The sequence below is a fragment of the Nonomuraea sp. NPDC050202 genome, assembly GCF_040656115.1.
GTDB lineage: Bacteria > Actinomycetota > Actinomycetes > Streptosporangiales > Streptosporangiaceae > Nonomuraea.
The window spans coordinates 47,537-63,516 of record NZ_JBFALF010000014.1 but is presented as its reverse complement, the minus strand read 5'-3'; the positions used below and the strand labels follow the sequence as shown (position 1 = coordinate 63,516).

The 15,980-nt window shown below is 69.4% G+C and carries 14 protein-coding genes; 11 read left to right on the top strand and 3 right to left on the bottom strand.

What is annotated here, in order from left to right:
• Window positions 1-11 precede the first annotated feature (11 nt).
• Window positions 12-1,091, top strand: a complete 1,080-nt coding sequence (locus tag AB0I79_RS31615; RefSeq protein ID WP_168010913.1) for an inositol-3-phosphate synthase — start codon at window positions 12-14, stop codon at window positions 1,089-1,091.
• A 54-nt stretch (window positions 1,092-1,145) separates the two neighbouring features.
• Here the strand turns inward: AB0I79_RS31615 and idi are convergent, their stop codons facing one another.
• Window positions 1,146-1,730: an isopentenyl-diphosphate Delta-isomerase gene (gene idi, locus AB0I79_RS31610; RefSeq protein ID WP_357880602.1), complete on the bottom strand. Its 585-nt coding sequence runs from the start codon at window positions 1,728-1,730 to the stop codon at window positions 1,146-1,148.
• Window positions 1,731-1,828: 98 nt separating this feature from the next.
• On the opposite strand from idi, the gene AB0I79_RS31605 reads away from it, so the two are divergent.
• On the top strand, window positions 1,829-3,115 hold the full coding sequence (locus tag AB0I79_RS31605; protein ID WP_357880599.1) for an MFS transporter: 1,287 nt from the start codon (window positions 1,829-1,831) through the stop codon (window positions 3,113-3,115).
• On the opposite strand, the gene AB0I79_RS31600 is transcribed toward AB0I79_RS31605, so the two are convergent.
• Window positions 3,095-4,495 (bottom strand): CCA tRNA nucleotidyltransferase, encoded by a 1,401-nt coding sequence (locus AB0I79_RS31600; protein ID WP_357880596.1) that lies wholly within the window; start codon window positions 4,493-4,495, stop codon window positions 3,095-3,097. The genes AB0I79_RS31605 and AB0I79_RS31600 overlap by 21 nt on opposite strands.
• 149 nt (window positions 4,496-4,644) lie before the next feature.
• Here AB0I79_RS31600 and AB0I79_RS31595 point away from each other — a divergent pair, with 149 nt between their 5' ends.
• The 8 genes from AB0I79_RS31595 (at window position 4,645) to trxA (ending at window position 13,635) form a co-directional block, all read left to right on the top strand.
• On the top strand, window positions 4,645-5,169 hold the full coding sequence (locus AB0I79_RS31595) for a YbaK/EbsC family protein (RefSeq protein ID WP_357880593.1): 525 nt from the start codon (window positions 4,645-4,647) through the stop codon (window positions 5,167-5,169).
• Between the two features lie 50 nt (window positions 5,170-5,219).
• Window positions 5,220-7,355: a DUF6049 family protein gene (locus tag AB0I79_RS31590; RefSeq protein ID WP_357880590.1), complete on the top strand. Its 2,136-nt coding sequence runs from the start codon at window positions 5,220-5,222 to the stop codon at window positions 7,353-7,355.
• Window positions 7,352-8,956 carry a murein biosynthesis integral membrane protein MurJ gene (murJ, locus tag AB0I79_RS31585; protein WP_357880587.1) on the top strand — a complete coding sequence of 535 codons (1,605 nt, stop codon included), beginning with the start codon at window positions 7,352-7,354 and terminating at the stop codon, window positions 8,954-8,956. Before AB0I79_RS31590 ends, murJ begins: the two co-directional genes overlap by 4 nt.
• Before the next feature lie 166 nt (window positions 8,957-9,122).
• The gene (locus AB0I79_RS31580; protein ID WP_357880584.1) at window positions 9,123-10,649 is read left to right on the top strand and encodes a protein kinase family protein; all 1,527 of its coding nucleotides are present in this window, start codon (window positions 9,123-9,125) and stop codon (window positions 10,647-10,649) included.
• A gap of 15 nt (window positions 10,650-10,664) precedes the next feature.
• Entirely contained in the window at window positions 10,665-11,300 is a 636-nt protein-coding gene (gene sigM, locus AB0I79_RS31575) for an RNA polymerase sigma factor SigM (RefSeq protein WP_127937855.1), read from the top strand.
• Window positions 11,290-12,231, top strand: a complete 942-nt coding sequence (locus AB0I79_RS31570) for a zf-HC2 domain-containing protein (protein ID WP_357880582.1) — start codon at window positions 11,290-11,292, stop codon at window positions 12,229-12,231. Before sigM ends, AB0I79_RS31570 begins: the two co-directional genes overlap by 11 nt.
• Before the next feature lie 146 nt (window positions 12,232-12,377).
• Window positions 12,378-13,310 (top strand): thioredoxin-disulfide reductase, encoded by a 933-nt coding sequence (gene trxB, locus AB0I79_RS31565; RefSeq protein WP_357880579.1) that lies wholly within the window; start codon window positions 12,378-12,380, stop codon window positions 13,308-13,310.
• Window positions 13,311-13,320: 10 nt separating this feature from the next.
• Window positions 13,321-13,635 (top strand): thioredoxin, encoded by a 315-nt coding sequence (gene trxA, locus AB0I79_RS31560; RefSeq protein ID WP_225270509.1) that lies wholly within the window; start codon window positions 13,321-13,323, stop codon window positions 13,633-13,635.
• Between the two features lie 79 nt (window positions 13,636-13,714).
• Here the strand turns inward: trxA and AB0I79_RS31555 are convergent, their stop codons facing one another.
• Window positions 13,715-14,332 (bottom strand): GNAT family N-acetyltransferase, encoded by a 618-nt coding sequence (locus AB0I79_RS31555; protein ID WP_357880576.1) that lies wholly within the window; start codon window positions 14,330-14,332, stop codon window positions 13,715-13,717.
• 269 nt (window positions 14,333-14,601) lie between these two features.
• Between AB0I79_RS31555 and AB0I79_RS31550 the strand changes: the two genes are divergently transcribed.
• The gene (locus tag AB0I79_RS31550) at window positions 14,602-15,834 is read left to right on the top strand and encodes a PLP-dependent aminotransferase family protein (RefSeq protein WP_357881148.1); all 1,233 of its coding nucleotides are present in this window, start codon (window positions 14,602-14,604) and stop codon (window positions 15,832-15,834) included.
• Window positions 15,835-15,980 lie beyond the last annotated feature (146 nt).

Genomic DNA, 15,980 nt, shown 5'->3' with positions numbered 1-15,980 from the left:
GAGCGAGTGCGATGGGTTCGGTTCGCGTGGCCATTGTCGGTGTCGGCAACTGCGCGTCGTCGCTGGTCCAGGGCGTTCACTACTACAAGGACGCGGACCCGGACACACGGGTCCCGGGCCTGATGCACGTGAAGTTCGGCGACTACCACGTCGGCGACGTGGAGTTCGTCGCCGCGTTCGACGTGGACGCCAAGAAGGTCGGCCGCGACCTGTCCGAGGCGATCGTCGCCAGCGAGAACAACACGATCAAGATCTGCGACGTCCCGCCCACGGGGGTGACGGTCCAGCGCGGCCACACCTTCGACGGCCTTGGCGAGTTCTACCGCGAGATCATCGAGGAGTCCGACGAGGCGCCCGTCGATGTGGTCCAGGTGCTGCGTGACAACCAGGTCGACGTCCTCGTGTCGTACCTGCCGGTGGGGTCGGAGGAGGCCGACCGCTTCTACGCGCAGTGCGCGATCGACGCCAAGGTGGCGTTCGTGAACGCGCTGCCGGTCTTCATCGCCTCCGACCCCGAGTGGGCGGAGAAGTTCACCGAGGCCGGCGTGCCGATCGTCGGCGACGACATCAAGTCGCAGGTCGGCGCCACGATCACGCACCGGGTGATGGCCAAGCTGTTCGAGGACCGCGGGGTCGAGCTGCTGCGCACGTACCAGCTCAACTTCGGCGGCAACATGGACTTCATGAACATGCTGGAGCGCAAGCGGCTCCAGTCGAAGAAGATCTCCAAGACGCAGTCGGTCACCTCGCAGATCCCGCACGAGATGGGCAAGGCCGACGTGCACATCGGGCCGTCGGACCACGTGCCGTGGCTGGACGACCGCAAGTGGGCCTACGTGCGGCTGGAGGGGCGCTCGTTCGGCGACACGCCGCTGAACCTCGAGTACAAGCTCGAGGTGTGGGACTCGCCGAACTCGGCCGGGATCATCATCGACGCCGTACGGGCGGCCAAGATCGCGCTCGACCGGGGCATCGGCGGGCCGATCCTGTCCGCTTCCTCGTACTTCATGAAGTCGCCGCCGAAGCAGTTCTCGGACGACGAGGCCCGGGAGTACGTCGAGAAGTTCATCAGGGGCGAGGTCGAGCGCTGACGCGCTGAGCTCGTGGCGCCGCCTTCCCGCACGAGCGGGGGGCGGCGCTGTCGTTCACGGGCGCGCGGCCGGCGGCAGGTCGCCGGTCGAGGCCGGCTGCCAGGTGAGCGGGTCGGAGCCGAGCTCGGCCAGCAGCGGCACCTGCTCCCGGCACCAGGGCGAGATCGCCAGCAGCCCGTTCTGGGCCCCCTCGGCGAACTCCTTCCACGGCATCCAGCGGGTCTCCGCCACCTCGTCGGGGTTCGGCGTGACGGCTGAGTCGACCGTGACCCGGTAGACGGGGCAGAGCTCGTGCTCGACGATGCCGTTGGCCATCTCGGCGCGGTAGGAGAAGGCGGGCAGCATGAGGTCGGCGCGCCCGGCCGCGAGCCCCAGCTCGTAGGAGAGCCGGCGCAGCACCGCGCGGTCCACGGGCTCGCCGGGAAGCGGGTGACCGCAGCAGCTGTTGGTCCAGACGCTCGGCCAGGTGATCTTGTGGTCGGCCCTCTTGGTGAGCAGCACGCGGCCTTCACGATCGAAGACGTAGCTGGAGAACGCCAGGTGGAGAGGGGTTTCGCGGCCGTGCACCGACGTCTTGGGCGCGGTGCCGAGCGCATGGCCGGCAGGGTCTACCAGCACAACGTGTTCCTCAGTGGTCACGCTATGAAGCGTACGAGATCATGTGCACCGCTCGGAACCCCGTGCGCACCTGCTGCACCAGCATCCTAAAGGAGGAGGGACGGGGCTAGGCTGGCGGCGTGTCTTTCGTCGCCGATCTCCGCGTGGTCCTGCGGGGCAGGGACTTCAGAAGGTTGTTCAGCACCCGGCTGGTCTCCCAGTTCTCCGATGGGATCTTCCAGTTCGGGGTGACCGGGTTCGCCTTCTTCAGCCCCGAGAGCCAGACCACCGCGTTCGAAGTGGCCGCCGGGCTGGCCGTGCTGCTGTTGCCGTACAGCGTGCTCGGGCCCTTCGTCGGCGTCTTCATCGACCGATGGTCGCGGCGGCAGATCCTCGTGGTGGCGCCCTTCATCCGCGGCATGCTGCTGCTGCTCGCCGCCGGGCTGGTCGCCGCCGACGTGCCGGATCCGTGGTTCTACGCGGCGGCGCTGGCCGTGCTGGGCGTCAACCGGTTCTTCCTGGCCGCGCTCGGCGCCTCGCTGCCGCACGTGGTGCCGCCGGAGCGGCTGATCTCCGCCAACGCGGTCGTGCCGACCTCGGGGACGGTGGCCACGTTCGTCGGCGCCGGCCTGGGGTTCCTGCTGCGGGAGATCTTCGGCGGCACGGATTTCGGCGTGGCGCTGCTGCTGGTCACGTCCGGCGTGGTGTTCACGATGAGCGCGCTGGTGGCGCGGACGATGGACCGGCAGTTGCTCGGGCCGTGGCCCGACCCCAACCGGCCGCAGGCTCGCCAGGCCCTGCGCAACGTCGTCACCGGGCTCACCGACGGGGCCAAGCACCTCGTGCGGCACCGGGTGGCCGCCGCAACGATGGGCGCGATGGCCACGCACCGGTTCCTGTTCGGCATGTGCACCGCGCTCGGCATCATCCTCTACCGCAACTACTTCACCGACGGCGACGCCGACGCGGCGCTGCGCGGCGTCGGCCTGGTGGTGGTGGCCGCCGGCGTCGGCACCGCCCTGGCCGTGGTCATCACCCCGTACGCGACCGAGCGGTTCGGGATCGAGCGCTGGGTGCAGATCGCGCTGGTCGCGGCCGGGGTGCTGACGGCGGCGCTGGTGCTGCCGTTCCAGGAGTGGGGGCTGCCGGTGGCCGGGTTCGTGCTGGGGCTGGCCGGGCAGAGCGTCAAGATCTGCGCCGACACCACCGTCCAGCGCGACGTGGAGGACATCTACCGGGGCCGCGCGTTCTCGATCTACGACATGCTCTTCAACGGCATGTACGTGCTCGCCGCGGCCCTCTCGGCGGCCATCCTGCCGGCGAACGGCAAGTCGTACCTGGCCGTGGTGATCATCTCGCTCGGCTACCCGCTGGCGGCGCTCGCCTACCGGACGATCACCACGAGGTCACGCGCCGAGGCCGTTTGAGCCGGCCCACTCCAGCAGCGCCGCGGTGGCGGCCTCCTTGCCGATCATGCCCTTGTCGAGCCTGAGCTCGAGCAGGAACTTGTAGGCCCGCCCCACCACCGGCCCCGGCCCGACCCCCAGCACCTGCTGGATCTCGTTGCCGTCGAGCTCGGGGCGGATCTTGGCCAGTTCCTCCTCGTCGGCGAGCCGCGCGATGCGCTCCTCCAGGTGGTCGTAGGTCCGCGACAGGGCCGCCGCCTTGCGCTTGTTGCGGGTGGTGCAGTCGGCCCTGGTCAGCTTGTGCAGCCGGCTCAGCAGGTGACCGGCGTCGCGCACGTAACGGCGCACCGCGCTGTCGGTCCACTCCCCCGTGCCGTAGCCGTGGAAGCGCAGGTGCAGCTCGACCAGCCGGGCGACGTCGGAGACCACGTCCTTGGGGAACTTCAGCTCGGTCATGCGCTTCTTGGTGAGCTGCGCGCCGACCACCTCGTGGTGGTGGAAGGAGACCCGCCCGCCCGCCTCGTGGCGGCGCGTCTTCGGCTTGCCGACGTCGTGCATGATCGCCGCCCAGCGGAGAATCCGGTCGGGCTTGCCGTCCTCCTCCTGCGCGATGGCCTGGTCGAGCACGGTGAGCGAGTGCTCGTACACGTCCTTGTGCCGGTGGTGCTCGTCGATCTCCAGGCGCAGCTTGGGCAGCTCGGGCAGCACGTGGGCGGCCAGGCCGGTGTCGACCAGCAGGCGCAGGCCCTCGCGCGGGTTCGCGCCGCAGATCAGCTTGTCGAGCTCGTCGCGGATGCGCTCGGCCGAGACGATCTCGATGCGCTCGGCCATCGCGGTCATCGCCGCCACGGCCTGCGCGTCCACGTCGAACCCGAGCTGCGAGGCGAACCTGGCGGCCCGCAGCATGCGCAGCGGGTCGTCGCCGAACGACTGCTCGGGAGTGCCCGGCGTACGCAGCAGCCGGGCCCGCAGGTCGGCCAGGCCGCCGTACGGGTCCACGAACTCGTGGCCGGGCAGGCGGACCGCCATCGCGTTGACCGCGAAGTCGCGCCGCTCCAGGTCGGCGTCGAGCGTCTCGCCGTACATGACCTCGGGCTTGCGGGACTTGGGGTCGTACGACTCGCTCCGGTACGTGGTGATCTCGATCAGCCAGCTCCCCTTGCGCAGGCCGACCGTGCCGAAGTCGATGCCGATCGTCCATACGGAGTCGGCCCAGTCCCGGGCGATCTCCAGCACCCGCTCGGGGCGCGCGTCGGTGGTCAGGTCGAGATCATTGCCGATGCGGCCGAGCAGGAGGTCGCGCACGGGACCGCCGACGAGGGCCAGCTCATGGCCCTTGTCGGCGAACAGGCGGCCGAGCTCGTCGGCCACCGGAGCGATCTTGCGGAACAGGTCGTTCATGGCCCGCTGCTGGCTTTCGGTCAAGGTTGAGTCGGACAAACTGAGTCGGCCTTCTGCTTCCGGAACATATCCCCCGAGCCACACCAGGTCCGGGTTACCGTCGGTCAAGGGACCGTCGGGGGCCATGGACTTCAGGCAAGGAGGACTATATGAAGGACGCCCTCGCGATCCACCGCTGGCTCCTCGCACGCCAGGTCCATCATGAGATCGTACGCCTTCCGCGTCCCATGACATGCGCGGAAGAGCTGCCTGAGACGATCTCCGCCGCTCCTGAGCGGTGCCTGATGGTCACGGTGCTCGAAGTCACGACCTGGGTCGGCCGCGAGGTCGTCATCGGGGTCACCTCCCCCGTCTCCTCGCCGCCCCGGCCCGGAGCCGTCGGCGGATTGCTCGGCGCGCGCCAGGTGCGCCCCGCGCCCGCGCACGTCGTCAACGTCACCACCGACTACGCCTGCGGGCTGGTGTGCCCGCTGCTGCTGCCGGAGTCGCTGCCGATGTTCATCGACGACCGGTTGCTGGCCGACAACGAGCCGCTCTTCACCCCCACGGGCGAACGTCACACGGCCCTGTCGATGCGTTCGCTCGACCTGCTGGCCGTCCTGCCAGGCAAGATGGTCGACCTGCACGGCTCGCACCGGCGAGGAGCGCGCGCGGCGGTCGCGCGACGGCACTGAACCCGTACCATTGCGGGCGTGCGTCGTCGTAGTCCAGCTCGGGCATCCGCGTGATCCGTAAGGCCGCGCTGCTCGCCGCGCTGTCCGCCGCGTTGCTCGCCCCCACGGTGGCGGTGACGCCGGGCTCTGCTGCCGCGAAACCCGCGGTCACAGCGCAGAGGCAGAGCTTTGCGGTGTCGATCTCGTCGATCACGCCGGAGGCGCCGAGGAACGTGACCGATGAGATCAAATTCACCGGCACGGTGCGCAACGACACGGGGTCGCCCCAGTACAACGTCTCCATCCGGCTGCGCTACCAGTCGCAGCCGTTCGCCGACCGCGCCGCCCTGAGCGCGTACGAGGCCGACCCGGCGGCGATCCCGCCCCTCGTCTCCTCGGTCTCCTCGATGTACATCCCGACGCTGGCCGCCGGGGCGCAGCAGGAGTTCGAGTTCACCGCGACGCCCTCGCAGCTCGGCTACCGGTCGTTCGGGGTCTATCCGGTCGCCGTGGACGTCGCGCCCAACGGCGTGTCCCAGGCGATGCAGCGCACCTACCTGACCTACGCGCCGGCCACGCCGCAGAAGCTGCCGCGCAACAAGATCGCCATCGCGCTGCCCGTCATCGACCAGCCCCACCGCTCCACCGACGACGGCGCCTTCGTGGACGACAAGCTGAGCCAGGCGCTGACCGGCCGGGGCCGCCTGGCCGACCTGGCCAGGATCGCGCAGTCCGCGCCGACCACCGTCACCTGGGTGTTCGACCCGGCGCTGCTCGACGACGTCAGCAGGATGGCCAAGGGATACAGCGTCAAGACGAAGGACGGCGAGGAGAAGAAGCCGGCCAGCGCCGAGGCCGACCAGTGGCTGAAGACCATGCGCAGCGCGCTGGCCGCCTCCCCCGTGGTCGCGACCCCGTACGCGGATCCCGATGTGGCGGCGCTGGCGCACCAGGGGCTCGACACGCAGACCGCGCGGGCCATCGAGCTGGGCGGGCAGACGGCCAGGTCGCTGCTCAACCAGAACGCGAAGACCAACATCAACTGGCCGGCCAACGGCTTGCTCGACCCCGACGCGCTCGACCTGCTCTCGGTCAGCGAGGTCGACACCGTGCTGCTCAACTCCACCAACCTGCCGCCGCAGCAGCCCGTCACGACCACGCCCGACGCCGCCTCGACGCTCGACTCGGTCAACGGCCCCGTCACCGCGCTGGTCGCCGACGCCGAGCTGAGCCGCCTGTTCGAGCCGGCCACCAGCACGTCCGTGCTGCTCAGCACGCAGCGCTTCATCGCCGAGACCGCGATGATCGCCGCCGAGCAGCCCCAGCCCGGCCAGCAGGTCCAGCCCGGCCGGCAGGCCGCGCCGAGGTCGCTGGTCGTGGCCCCCTCGCGGCGCTGGAACCCCAACCCGACGCTCGTCACCGCCCTGATCAAGGCCGCGGACCGGCTGCCGTGGCTGCAGCCCGCCAAGCTGGAGTCCATCAAGCCCGGCAAGGCCTCCGTCCCGCGTGCCGGCCTGGCCTACACCGACCAGGACCGCAAGGAGGAGCTGACCCGCAAGTACCTCGACCCGGTCAAGGAGACCTGGGCGAAGGCGCAGCTCACCTCGCTGATCACGGCGCAGAAGACGCAGTCCCGCTTCGACGCGGCGGTGCTGCGGCTGACCTCCTCCGCCTGGCGCAACAGCACGCGGATGGGCCGCTCGGTGACGACCGTGGTCGGGAAGGCCGTGGACGACCAGCTCGCCGAGATCAAGATCACTGGGGCCAGCCCCGACTCGCCGCGTACGCTCGCGGGCAGCAACGGCGTGGTCCCGATCAGCGTGAAGAACGAGCTCAGCGCCCAGATCAAGCTCTACATCGAGGTCAAGTCCGACAACCCCGAGCTGCTGACGGTGACGTTCGAGCAGACGGAGCCGCTGACGATCGGCGGCGGGCAGAGCGGCACGGTGCAGGTCCCGATGAACGCCGCCCCCGACACCAGCGGCGACGCGACGGTGACCGTGCAGCTCAAGACCGTCGACGGGCAGCCGTACGGCAAGCCGCAGCGGCTGACGATCCGCACGACCGGCTACACGGGGATCGCCCTGGTGATCGTGGGGGCGGCGCTGACCGTGATGCTCGCCGCCGTGGTGACGCGGCTGCTGCGCCGCAGGTCCCACCGCAAGCTCGCGCGTGCCGCCAAGAACCGGGAGAGTGAGACCGTATGAGCCGCATGCTGCGGGCCAGCGCCATCATGGCGGCGGGCACCATGGTGTCCAGGGTCACGGGGTTCGTGCGGACGATGGTGCTCGCCTACGCGATCGGCACCGCGGCGCTGGGCGACGCCTACAACGCGGCGTACGCGATCCCGTACAGCATCCTCGACCTGCTGCTCCTCGGCGTGCTGAGCAGCGTCGTGGTGCCGATGATCGTGCGCGCCCAGCAGCAGGACGAGGACGGCGGCCGGGCCTACGAGCAGCGGCTGCTGACGATCGCCACGGTGGCGCTGGTCGCGGTGGCGGTGCTCTCCGTGCTGGCGGCGCCGCTGCTGATCGACCTCTACACCGACTGGGACCCGGGCAGCAGGAAGTTCGAGGTCGCGGTCATGCTGGCCCGCTTCGTCCTGCCGCAGCTCGCCTTCTTCGGCGTGGGCGCGGTGGCCGGCGCCATCCTCAACACCCGCGACCGCTACGGCGCCCCCATGTGGGCGCCCGTGCTCAACAACGTGGTCGTCATCGCCGTGTTCGTGCTCTACGCCGTGGTCGGCACGGGCCGCGACATCGAGGGCGTCACCACCTTCGACCTGGCGCTGCTCGGTGTGGGCACCACGGCCGGCATCGTCGCCCAGGCGGCGGTGCTGATCGTGGCGCTGCGGCGGGCCGGGTTCGCCTTCGTGCCCCGCTTCGACCTGCGCAACGCGCGGCTGGGCGAGATGGGCAAGGCGGGCGTCTGGACGATCGGCTACGTCGTCGTCACCCAGCTCGGCTTCATGCTGACGGTGAACCTGGCCAGCTCCGCCGGCAACGTGGTGGCCGGGCACGGCATCAGCCCGTACACGCTGGCGTTCCAGCTTTTCCAGCTCCCGTACGGCGTCATCGGCGTCTCCGTGATCACCGCGATGCTGCCGCGCATGAGCCGGGCCGTCTCCGAGGGCCGGTTCGAGGACGTACGCGCCGAGTTCGGGTCGAGCGTGCGGCTGGTCTGCTCGCTGATGGTGCCGGTGTCGCTGCTGCTCATGGTGCTCGGGCCGGCGATCACCGTGCCCATCTACGGCCACGGCGCCAACACCATCCCCGATGCCGTCTACATCGGCAACGTGCTGCAGGTGTACGGGCTCGCGCTGGTGCCGTTCGCGATCTTCCAGCTCCTGCTGCGGGTCTTCTACAGCTTCGGCGACACCCGGACGCCGGTGTTCATCGGGGCCGGCACGACGGCGGTCAACGCGCTGTTCATGGTGCTGCTGTACCTGGTGCTGCCGCCCGCGTACGCGGTGATGGGGCTGGCGCTGGCGTACGCGATCGCGTACGGGCTGGGCGCGGTCCTGGCCTGGTGGCTGGCCGGCCGCCGGGTGGGCGGTCTCGGCGGCTGGGCCGTCGGCATGTCGCTGACCAGGATGTACCTCGCCGGCCTGCCCACGGCCGTGCTGGCGCTGGCGGCCGTGTGGGTCGTCACCGGAGTGTTCGGCGGGCTCGATTTTCTCAATTCGGTCATAGTGCTCGCTATCGGCGGCGGACTCGGTATGGTGCTCTATCTCGGCGTGGCCCACAGAATGCGCATCCCGGAGGTCAACTCGATCGTTGGGATGGTCGCGAGGCGGGTAGGTCGGTAAAGAACGCGGGCGGAATCTTCTCGGCACTACCATGGAGCCCGACACGCGCGAATGGAAGCAGGAGGGGCGTGGGCGGATCCACCCGGCATAGCGTGCCTTCGTGGGACACGGCCACGCAGGTGAGTCGAACCATGAGCACGCCCGATCGGCCAAGCGGAGTGAGCCAGTGAGCAGCACGTCGGCCGTCGAACCCGGCACCCGTCTCGCCGAGCGTTTCCGGCTGGAGGACCGCGTCAGCGAGTCCGACGGCGCCACGCTGTGGAAGGCGATCGACGAGATCCTTGCCCGCCCCGTGGCGGTGCACACCTTCGCACCCGATTTTCCCCGGGTCCACGAGGTCGTCACGGCCGCCCGCGCCGCGAGCCGGCTGACGGACCCGCGCCTGACCCAGGTGTTCGACGCCGCCGAGGACGACAAGAGCGCCTACGTCGTCAGCGAGTGGGTCACCGGCGAGACGCTGACCGACCTGCTGGCCAACGGGCCGCTGGAGCCGGAGCGGGCGGCCGGGCTGGTCGCCGAGGCCGCCGAGGCGCTCGCGCACGCCCACCAGGCGCAGCTCTACCACCTGTGCCTGCGCCCCTCCCACCTGATGTGGACCAACGGCAACACGGTCAAGGTGCTCGGCGTGGCCGTGGACGCGGCGATGTGGGGGCTCACCACCGACCAGCCGGCGCTCGACGACGCCGAGGGGCTCGGCAGGCTGCTGTACGCGGGCCTGACCGGGCACTGGCCGGGCGACGAGGAGGAGGGCGGCCTGCCCGCCGCCCCCATGACCGACGGCCACTTCTGCACGCCCCGCCAGGTGACCGCGGGCGTGCCCAGCTACCTCGACACGGTCACCGTACGGGCCTGCCTGCCGGAGTCGCGCAGGGGCCAGGGCGCGCTGGCCAGCCCGGCGGAGGTCGCCGAGTCGCTGGCCGACGTGGCCAGGCCGATGCCGATCCCGATCTCCTACCCCTCGACCCCCGCGGTCGCCTCGGCCTCCCACACCGAGGGCCTGGACATCGCCCACCGGCAGAAGGCCGCCCCCATGCCGCCGCTGCCGCCTGTCACGATGCCGCAGCGCCCGTCGGGCAACGGCGGGGGCAGCACGCTCAACCGCGTGCTGATGACGCTGGTGGTGCTGCTCGTCATCGCCGCCGTCGGCGTCGGCGCCTGGACGATCGGCCGCAGCCTGGGCAGCCCGACCACTCCGCAGACGGCCAGCGCCGCCCCCACCTCGACCAAGTCGGCCACTGTCGCCGTCGACGCCGTCAAGCCCAAGAACGCCAAGGGCTTCGACCCGCTCGGCGACGGTGACGAGAAGACCGACATCGCGAAGCTGGCCATCGACGGCAAGCCCGGCACGCTGTGGAAGACCGAGACCTACACCAGCGCCGACCTGGGCCGGCTCAAGGACGGCGTGGGCCTGCTGCTCGACATGGGCAAGTCCATGCAGATCAGCGACGTGGTGGCTACGCTGTCCGATGCGTCGGGCGCGACCGTCGAGCTCAAGGTGGGCGACTCCCCCGAGCTCGGCTCGCTGAAGACCGTGGCGACGGAGAAGAACGCCGCAGGTAAGACCACGCTCGCCCCCGAAGAGGCGACAAGCGGTCAGTACGTTTTGATCTGGTTTACGCGTGTTCCGACGGATGCAGGCACTTTTCATGGCACCATCTATGAGGTAGTGGTGCACTCTCCCGGATCGGCATAATCAGGAATCTCTCTTGTGAACTCCCCACCCGAGACACCTTCAGCAGCGGAGCGGCCGGCGGTCACAGACGCCGAGCTGCTGACCGCGCATATCAACGGGGATCCACACGCCTTCAGCGAAATCGTCAAGCGGCACCGCGACCGCATGTGGGCGGTCGCACTGCGCACGCTCGGTGACCCCGACGAGGCCGCCGACGCCGTGCAGGACGCCTTCGTCTCCGCATATCGCAAGGCCGCCACGTTTCGCGGCGAGGCGGCCGTCACGACCTGGCTGCATCGGATCGTGGTCAACGCCTGCCTCGACCGGATGCGCCGCAAGTCCGTCAGACCGGTCGCCGACGACGAGCTCATCGAGGCAGCCGAGCGCGAGACTCCGCTGCCCGACCAGACCGTCGAGCGCGAGGTCTCGATGGAGGTTTCGGCTGCTCTGAAACTGCTGCCCGCCGACCAGCGGGCGGCGCTGGTGCTGGTGGACATGATGGGCTATTCGGTCGAAGACGCAGCTCAGGTGCTTCAGGTGCCGAGCGGCACCGTGAAGAGCCGGTGCGCGCGGGGACGCGCGAAACTTGCCCCGATTCTTTCGCATCTGCGGAACCGTTCGGACCTCAATCGCGTCTCATCCGCGAAGGGAGCAGAACTTCGTGACGGGTGATACGCACTACGATCTGGAAATCCTCGCCGAGCTGGCCGAGGGTCTCCTGGACGTCGGCACGGCACGCCAGGTCCGCGAGCATCTCGCGGTCTGCGACCCCTGTGGGGAGCTTCTGGCGGACCTGGCGGCGGTTCGCGAGGTGCTGGCCGCGACCCCCACACCGGCAATGCCGATGGGTGTCGCACTGCGCATCGACAAGGCCCTGGCCGCCGAGGCTGAGTCTCGGCGCGGTGGCGGTGTCGGCCTCGCGGAAACACCGGACTGGGACGAGCTCATGCGGGACGCCCCGTGGGAGCGGCAGGCCGAGGTTCCGGAGCCCGTACGCCTGGGCGCCGTGGCCTCCGCCGACGACGTCCCTGAGGTCGAGGAGCCGGTACGCCTCGGCGTGGTCTCCGACGACGGCACGATCGTCCCGGCGAGGACCCGCACCATGCGGCGGCGGCGCTGGGCGATGCCCGCGGTCGCGGCCGCGGCGGCGGCTGTCGTGGTCGGTACGGCCGTGGTTTCCACCGGCCTGCTGGCGAGCGGCGGTGACAATGGCGCGAGCGTCGCGCCGCCACCGATCGCCCTGCCACCGGCGCAGTCGGCAGAGCCGACCAGGACGGCACAGCGGGCCAGGGATTACAACGTGACCAACAGCGACCACAACTACAGCGATCCGGAGCTGCGGACCCCGCTGCAGAGCTTCTTGGCCCCCGCTCCCATGGTCCTCGACACCTCCAACGGGGCCGACTCGGTCGCCAAGTGCGTCAGCGCGGTCTCCAAGCGGTCCAAGCTCGACGTGTTCGCGGTGGACCAGGGCCAGTACAACGGGCAGGAGGCGCTCATCGTGGCCTCCTGGAAGCAGCGGGCCGCCAAGAAGGTCCGCATCGACGTCGTCGACCCGTTCAACTGCAAGAACCTGCGTAAGCCCGCCCTGGGCCGCTGGTAACGGTCGTACGCAAACAACCCCACGTGGGAGCCCGCTTCGGCGGGCTCTTTCGTTTCTCCCAGCGTTGCCGGGTAGGGCTGGGAATCAGGGCGCCCTAGGATCTGTTGACGCCGGTGCACACAGCAGACGAGGAAGGCGTGGGAGCGTTGAGCGACGTCCGTAACGTGATCATCATTGGTTCCGGCCCTGCCGGTTACACGGCGGCCGTCTACTCCGCGCGCGCCGAACTCAAGCCGCTCGTCTTCGAAGGCTCCGTGACCGCGGGCGGCGCGCTCATGAACACCACCGACGTGGAGAACTTCCCGGGGTTCCCCGACGGCATCATGGGCCCCGACCTCATGGACAACCTCCGCAAGCAGGCCGAGCGGTTCGGCGCCGAGCTGGTGGCGGACGACGTCGTCGAGGTGGATCTGAACGCCAACCCGAAGGTCGTCAAGACCCACACCGACACCTACTACGCCAAGTCGGTCATCCTGGCGATGGGCTCCGGCTACCGCGAGCTCGGACTGGAGAGCGAGAAGCGGCTGTCCGGCCACGGCGTGTCGTGGTGTGCGACCTGTGACGGGTTCTTCTTCCGCAACAAGGACATCGTGGTCGTCGGCGGTGGCGACACCGCGATGGAGGAGGCCACGTTCCTGACCCGGTTCGGGCGCATGGTGACGGTGGTGCACCGCCGCGACGAGCTGCGCGCCAGCAAGATCATGCAGGAGCGGGCGATGTCCAACGACAAGATCCGCTTCGTGTGGGACTCCGAGGTCGTCGACGTGCTCGGCGACACCAAGGTCGAGGCGGTGAAGCTGCGCAACGTCAAGACCGGCGAGGAGTGCGAGCTGGCGACCGACGCGCTGTTCCTGGCGATCGGCCACGACCCCCGCACCGACCTGGTCAAGGGCCAGATCGACCTCGACGAGAACGGCTACATCAAGGTGGCCTCGCCCTCCACGGCGACCAACATCGAGGGCGTGTTCGCCGCCGGCGACGTCGTCGACCACACCTACCGCCAGGCCATCACCGCGGCGGGCACCGGCTGTGCGGCCTCGCTCGACTCCGAGCGCTGGCTCGCCAACAACGAGAAGTAAGGAGCGCACCGTGAAGGCTGTCACCGACGCCACTTTCGAGTCCGAGGTCCTCAAGAGCGACAAGCCCGTGCTGGTCGACTTCTGGGCGGAGTGGTGCGGCCCGTGCCGCCAGGTCGCGCCCATCCTCCAGGAGATCGCCAACGAGCACGGCGACAAGCTGGAGATCGTCAAGCTGAACATCGACGAGAACCCTGAGGTGCCGCGCCAGTACGGTGTGCTCCAGATTCCGACGATGAACGTCTACAAGGGTGGAGAGGTCGTGAAGCAGATCATCGGCGCCAAGCCGAAGGCCATGCTGCTGCGCGAGCTCGAGGGCATCATCTAGGACGCCCATGACAACGCCCCCGCGGTCCTGGTGACCGCGGGGGCGTTCTCCTGTCCGGGCAGGCGGCGCTGAGAAGGCGTCAGACGGGACGTAGTGCCCGTTCCGGGCTCATGGAGCCGAGGAGGCGTTCGAGGGCCACCTCGACGTCCTCACGCCACGAGACGGCGCTCTTGAGTTCCAGCCGCAACCGCGGAAATCTCAAATGCGGACGAACAGTCTTAAACCCCACAGAAAGCAAGTATTCCGCTGGAACGACGCAACTAGGCTCTTCCCACTTGAGGTCCCCGAAAGCTTCAATGGCTTTCACCCCGCGCCGCGTCAGGTCCTTGGCCACTCCCTGAATCAGCATCCGGCCCAGCCCACCACCCGAGAACTCCGGAATGATGTGCGCCGTCATCAACAACACCGCGTCGGCGCTCACCGGCGAGGTGGGGAAGGCGACCGAACGCGGGGTGTAGAGCGGCGGGCTGTAGAGCACGAACCCCGCGGGCACGCCGTCGACATAGGCGATCTTCCCGCAACTCCCCCACTCCAGCAGGGTGCCGGAGATCCAGGCCTCCTTCTCCAGTGCCGGATCGCCCGAATCCACCGCCCGTTCCCCGCTCATGGGGTCGAGCTCCCAGAACACGCACCTTCGGCAGCGGCGCGGGAGATCGTCAAGATTGTCCAGGGTTATGTTGACCAGCCGGCGCGACAACTACGGCCCCTATCGTTGACCCGGAAAAGCGCGCGAAAACCGCGTCTACAGGTGGCATCGTAGCCCAGTGAAGATGCCACCACCGGACACCACGACGGTCGAGCCCGGCGACGGGCGACATGTCCGTCTGGCGTAATCTGGTATTTCAGTCCCATATGAGACCTAGGAGGTGGGCCGTGACGGAAGAGCTGGATCACGGTCAGACACCCGCGACCCAAGGGTCGCGCATCGACGCCTACGTCGATCGGTACGCCGCGCGAGCTACCGGGATGGTCGCCTCCGAGATCCGAGCTCTCTTCGCCGTCGCGTCGAGGCCCGAGGTGGTCTCGCTCGCGGGCGGCATGCCGTACGTCACGGCCCTTCCCCTCGACATGGTCGGCGAGCTCGTCTCCGACCTCGTCACGCGGCGCGGCCCCGTCGCGCTGCAGTACGGCTCCGGCCAGGGCGACCCGCATCTGCGCGAGCAGATCTGCGAGGTCATGCGGCTGGAGGGGATTCACGCCGGGGCGAACGACGTGGTCGTCACCGTCGGTTCGCAGCAGGCCCTCGACCTGATCACCCGGATCTTCATCGACCCGGGCGACGTCGTGCTGGCCGAAGGCCCCTCGTACGTGGGGGCGCTGGGGACGTTCGCCGCCTATCAGGCCAAAGTGGTCCACATCGCCATGGACGATCAGGGCATCGTGCCCGAGTCGCTGGCGCAGACCATCTACGCCCTGGAGACGGCGGGCGCGCCCATCAAGTTCCTCTACACGATCCCGACCTTCCACAACCCGGGCGGCGTCACGCTGAACATCGCCCGCCGCCAGCAGGTGCTCGACATCTGCCAGCGGGCCGGGATCCTCATCATCGAGGACAACCCGTACGGGCTGCTCGGCTTCGACGGGGAGCCCATGCGCGCCCTGCGGGCCGACAACCCCGACGGCGTGGTCTACCTGGGATCGTTCTCCAAGACGCTCGCCCCCGGCTTCCGCGTCGGCTGGGCGCTGGCGCCGCACGCCATCCGCGACAAGCTCGTGCTGGCCATGGAGTCGGCCGTGCTGTCGCACTCGTCCTTCACGCAGCTCGCGGTGGGCCAGTACCTCGCGACGCAGCCGTGGCGCGAGCAGATCAAATCCTTCAGGGAGCTCTACCGCGAGCGCCGTGACGCGTTGCTGGACGCGCTCGAATCGCTGATGCCGCCCGAGGTCACGTGGACGCGACCTGGGGGCGGCTTCTTCGTCTGGGCCACCCTGCCCGAAGGGCTCGACTCCAAGGCGATCCTGCCGCGGGCCGTGGCCGAGCGGGTCGCGTTCGTGCCGGGCACCGGGTTCTTCTCCGACGGCAGCGGGGCGCGGCACATGCGATTGTCGTACTGCTATCCCGAGCCCGACCGCATCCGCGAAGGGGTGCGCAGGCTGGCCGGAGTGATCGAGCAGGAGATCCAGCTCAGGGACACGTTCGGCACCGCCTCCGCCCGCGACCACCAGGGCGTCGACACACCGGGGCCCGACCTGGCCTGATCCCACCGGCAGGCCGGCGTCGCGCTCTATGCGACGCCGGCCTGTCGCTGTTTACGGCCGAGATGGGAGGGGATCGCCGGAGAAAGCACCTCCCGTACACCATTAGCCCCAGCCGCCGGTACGGTTGGACAGCCTGCCATCAGCGG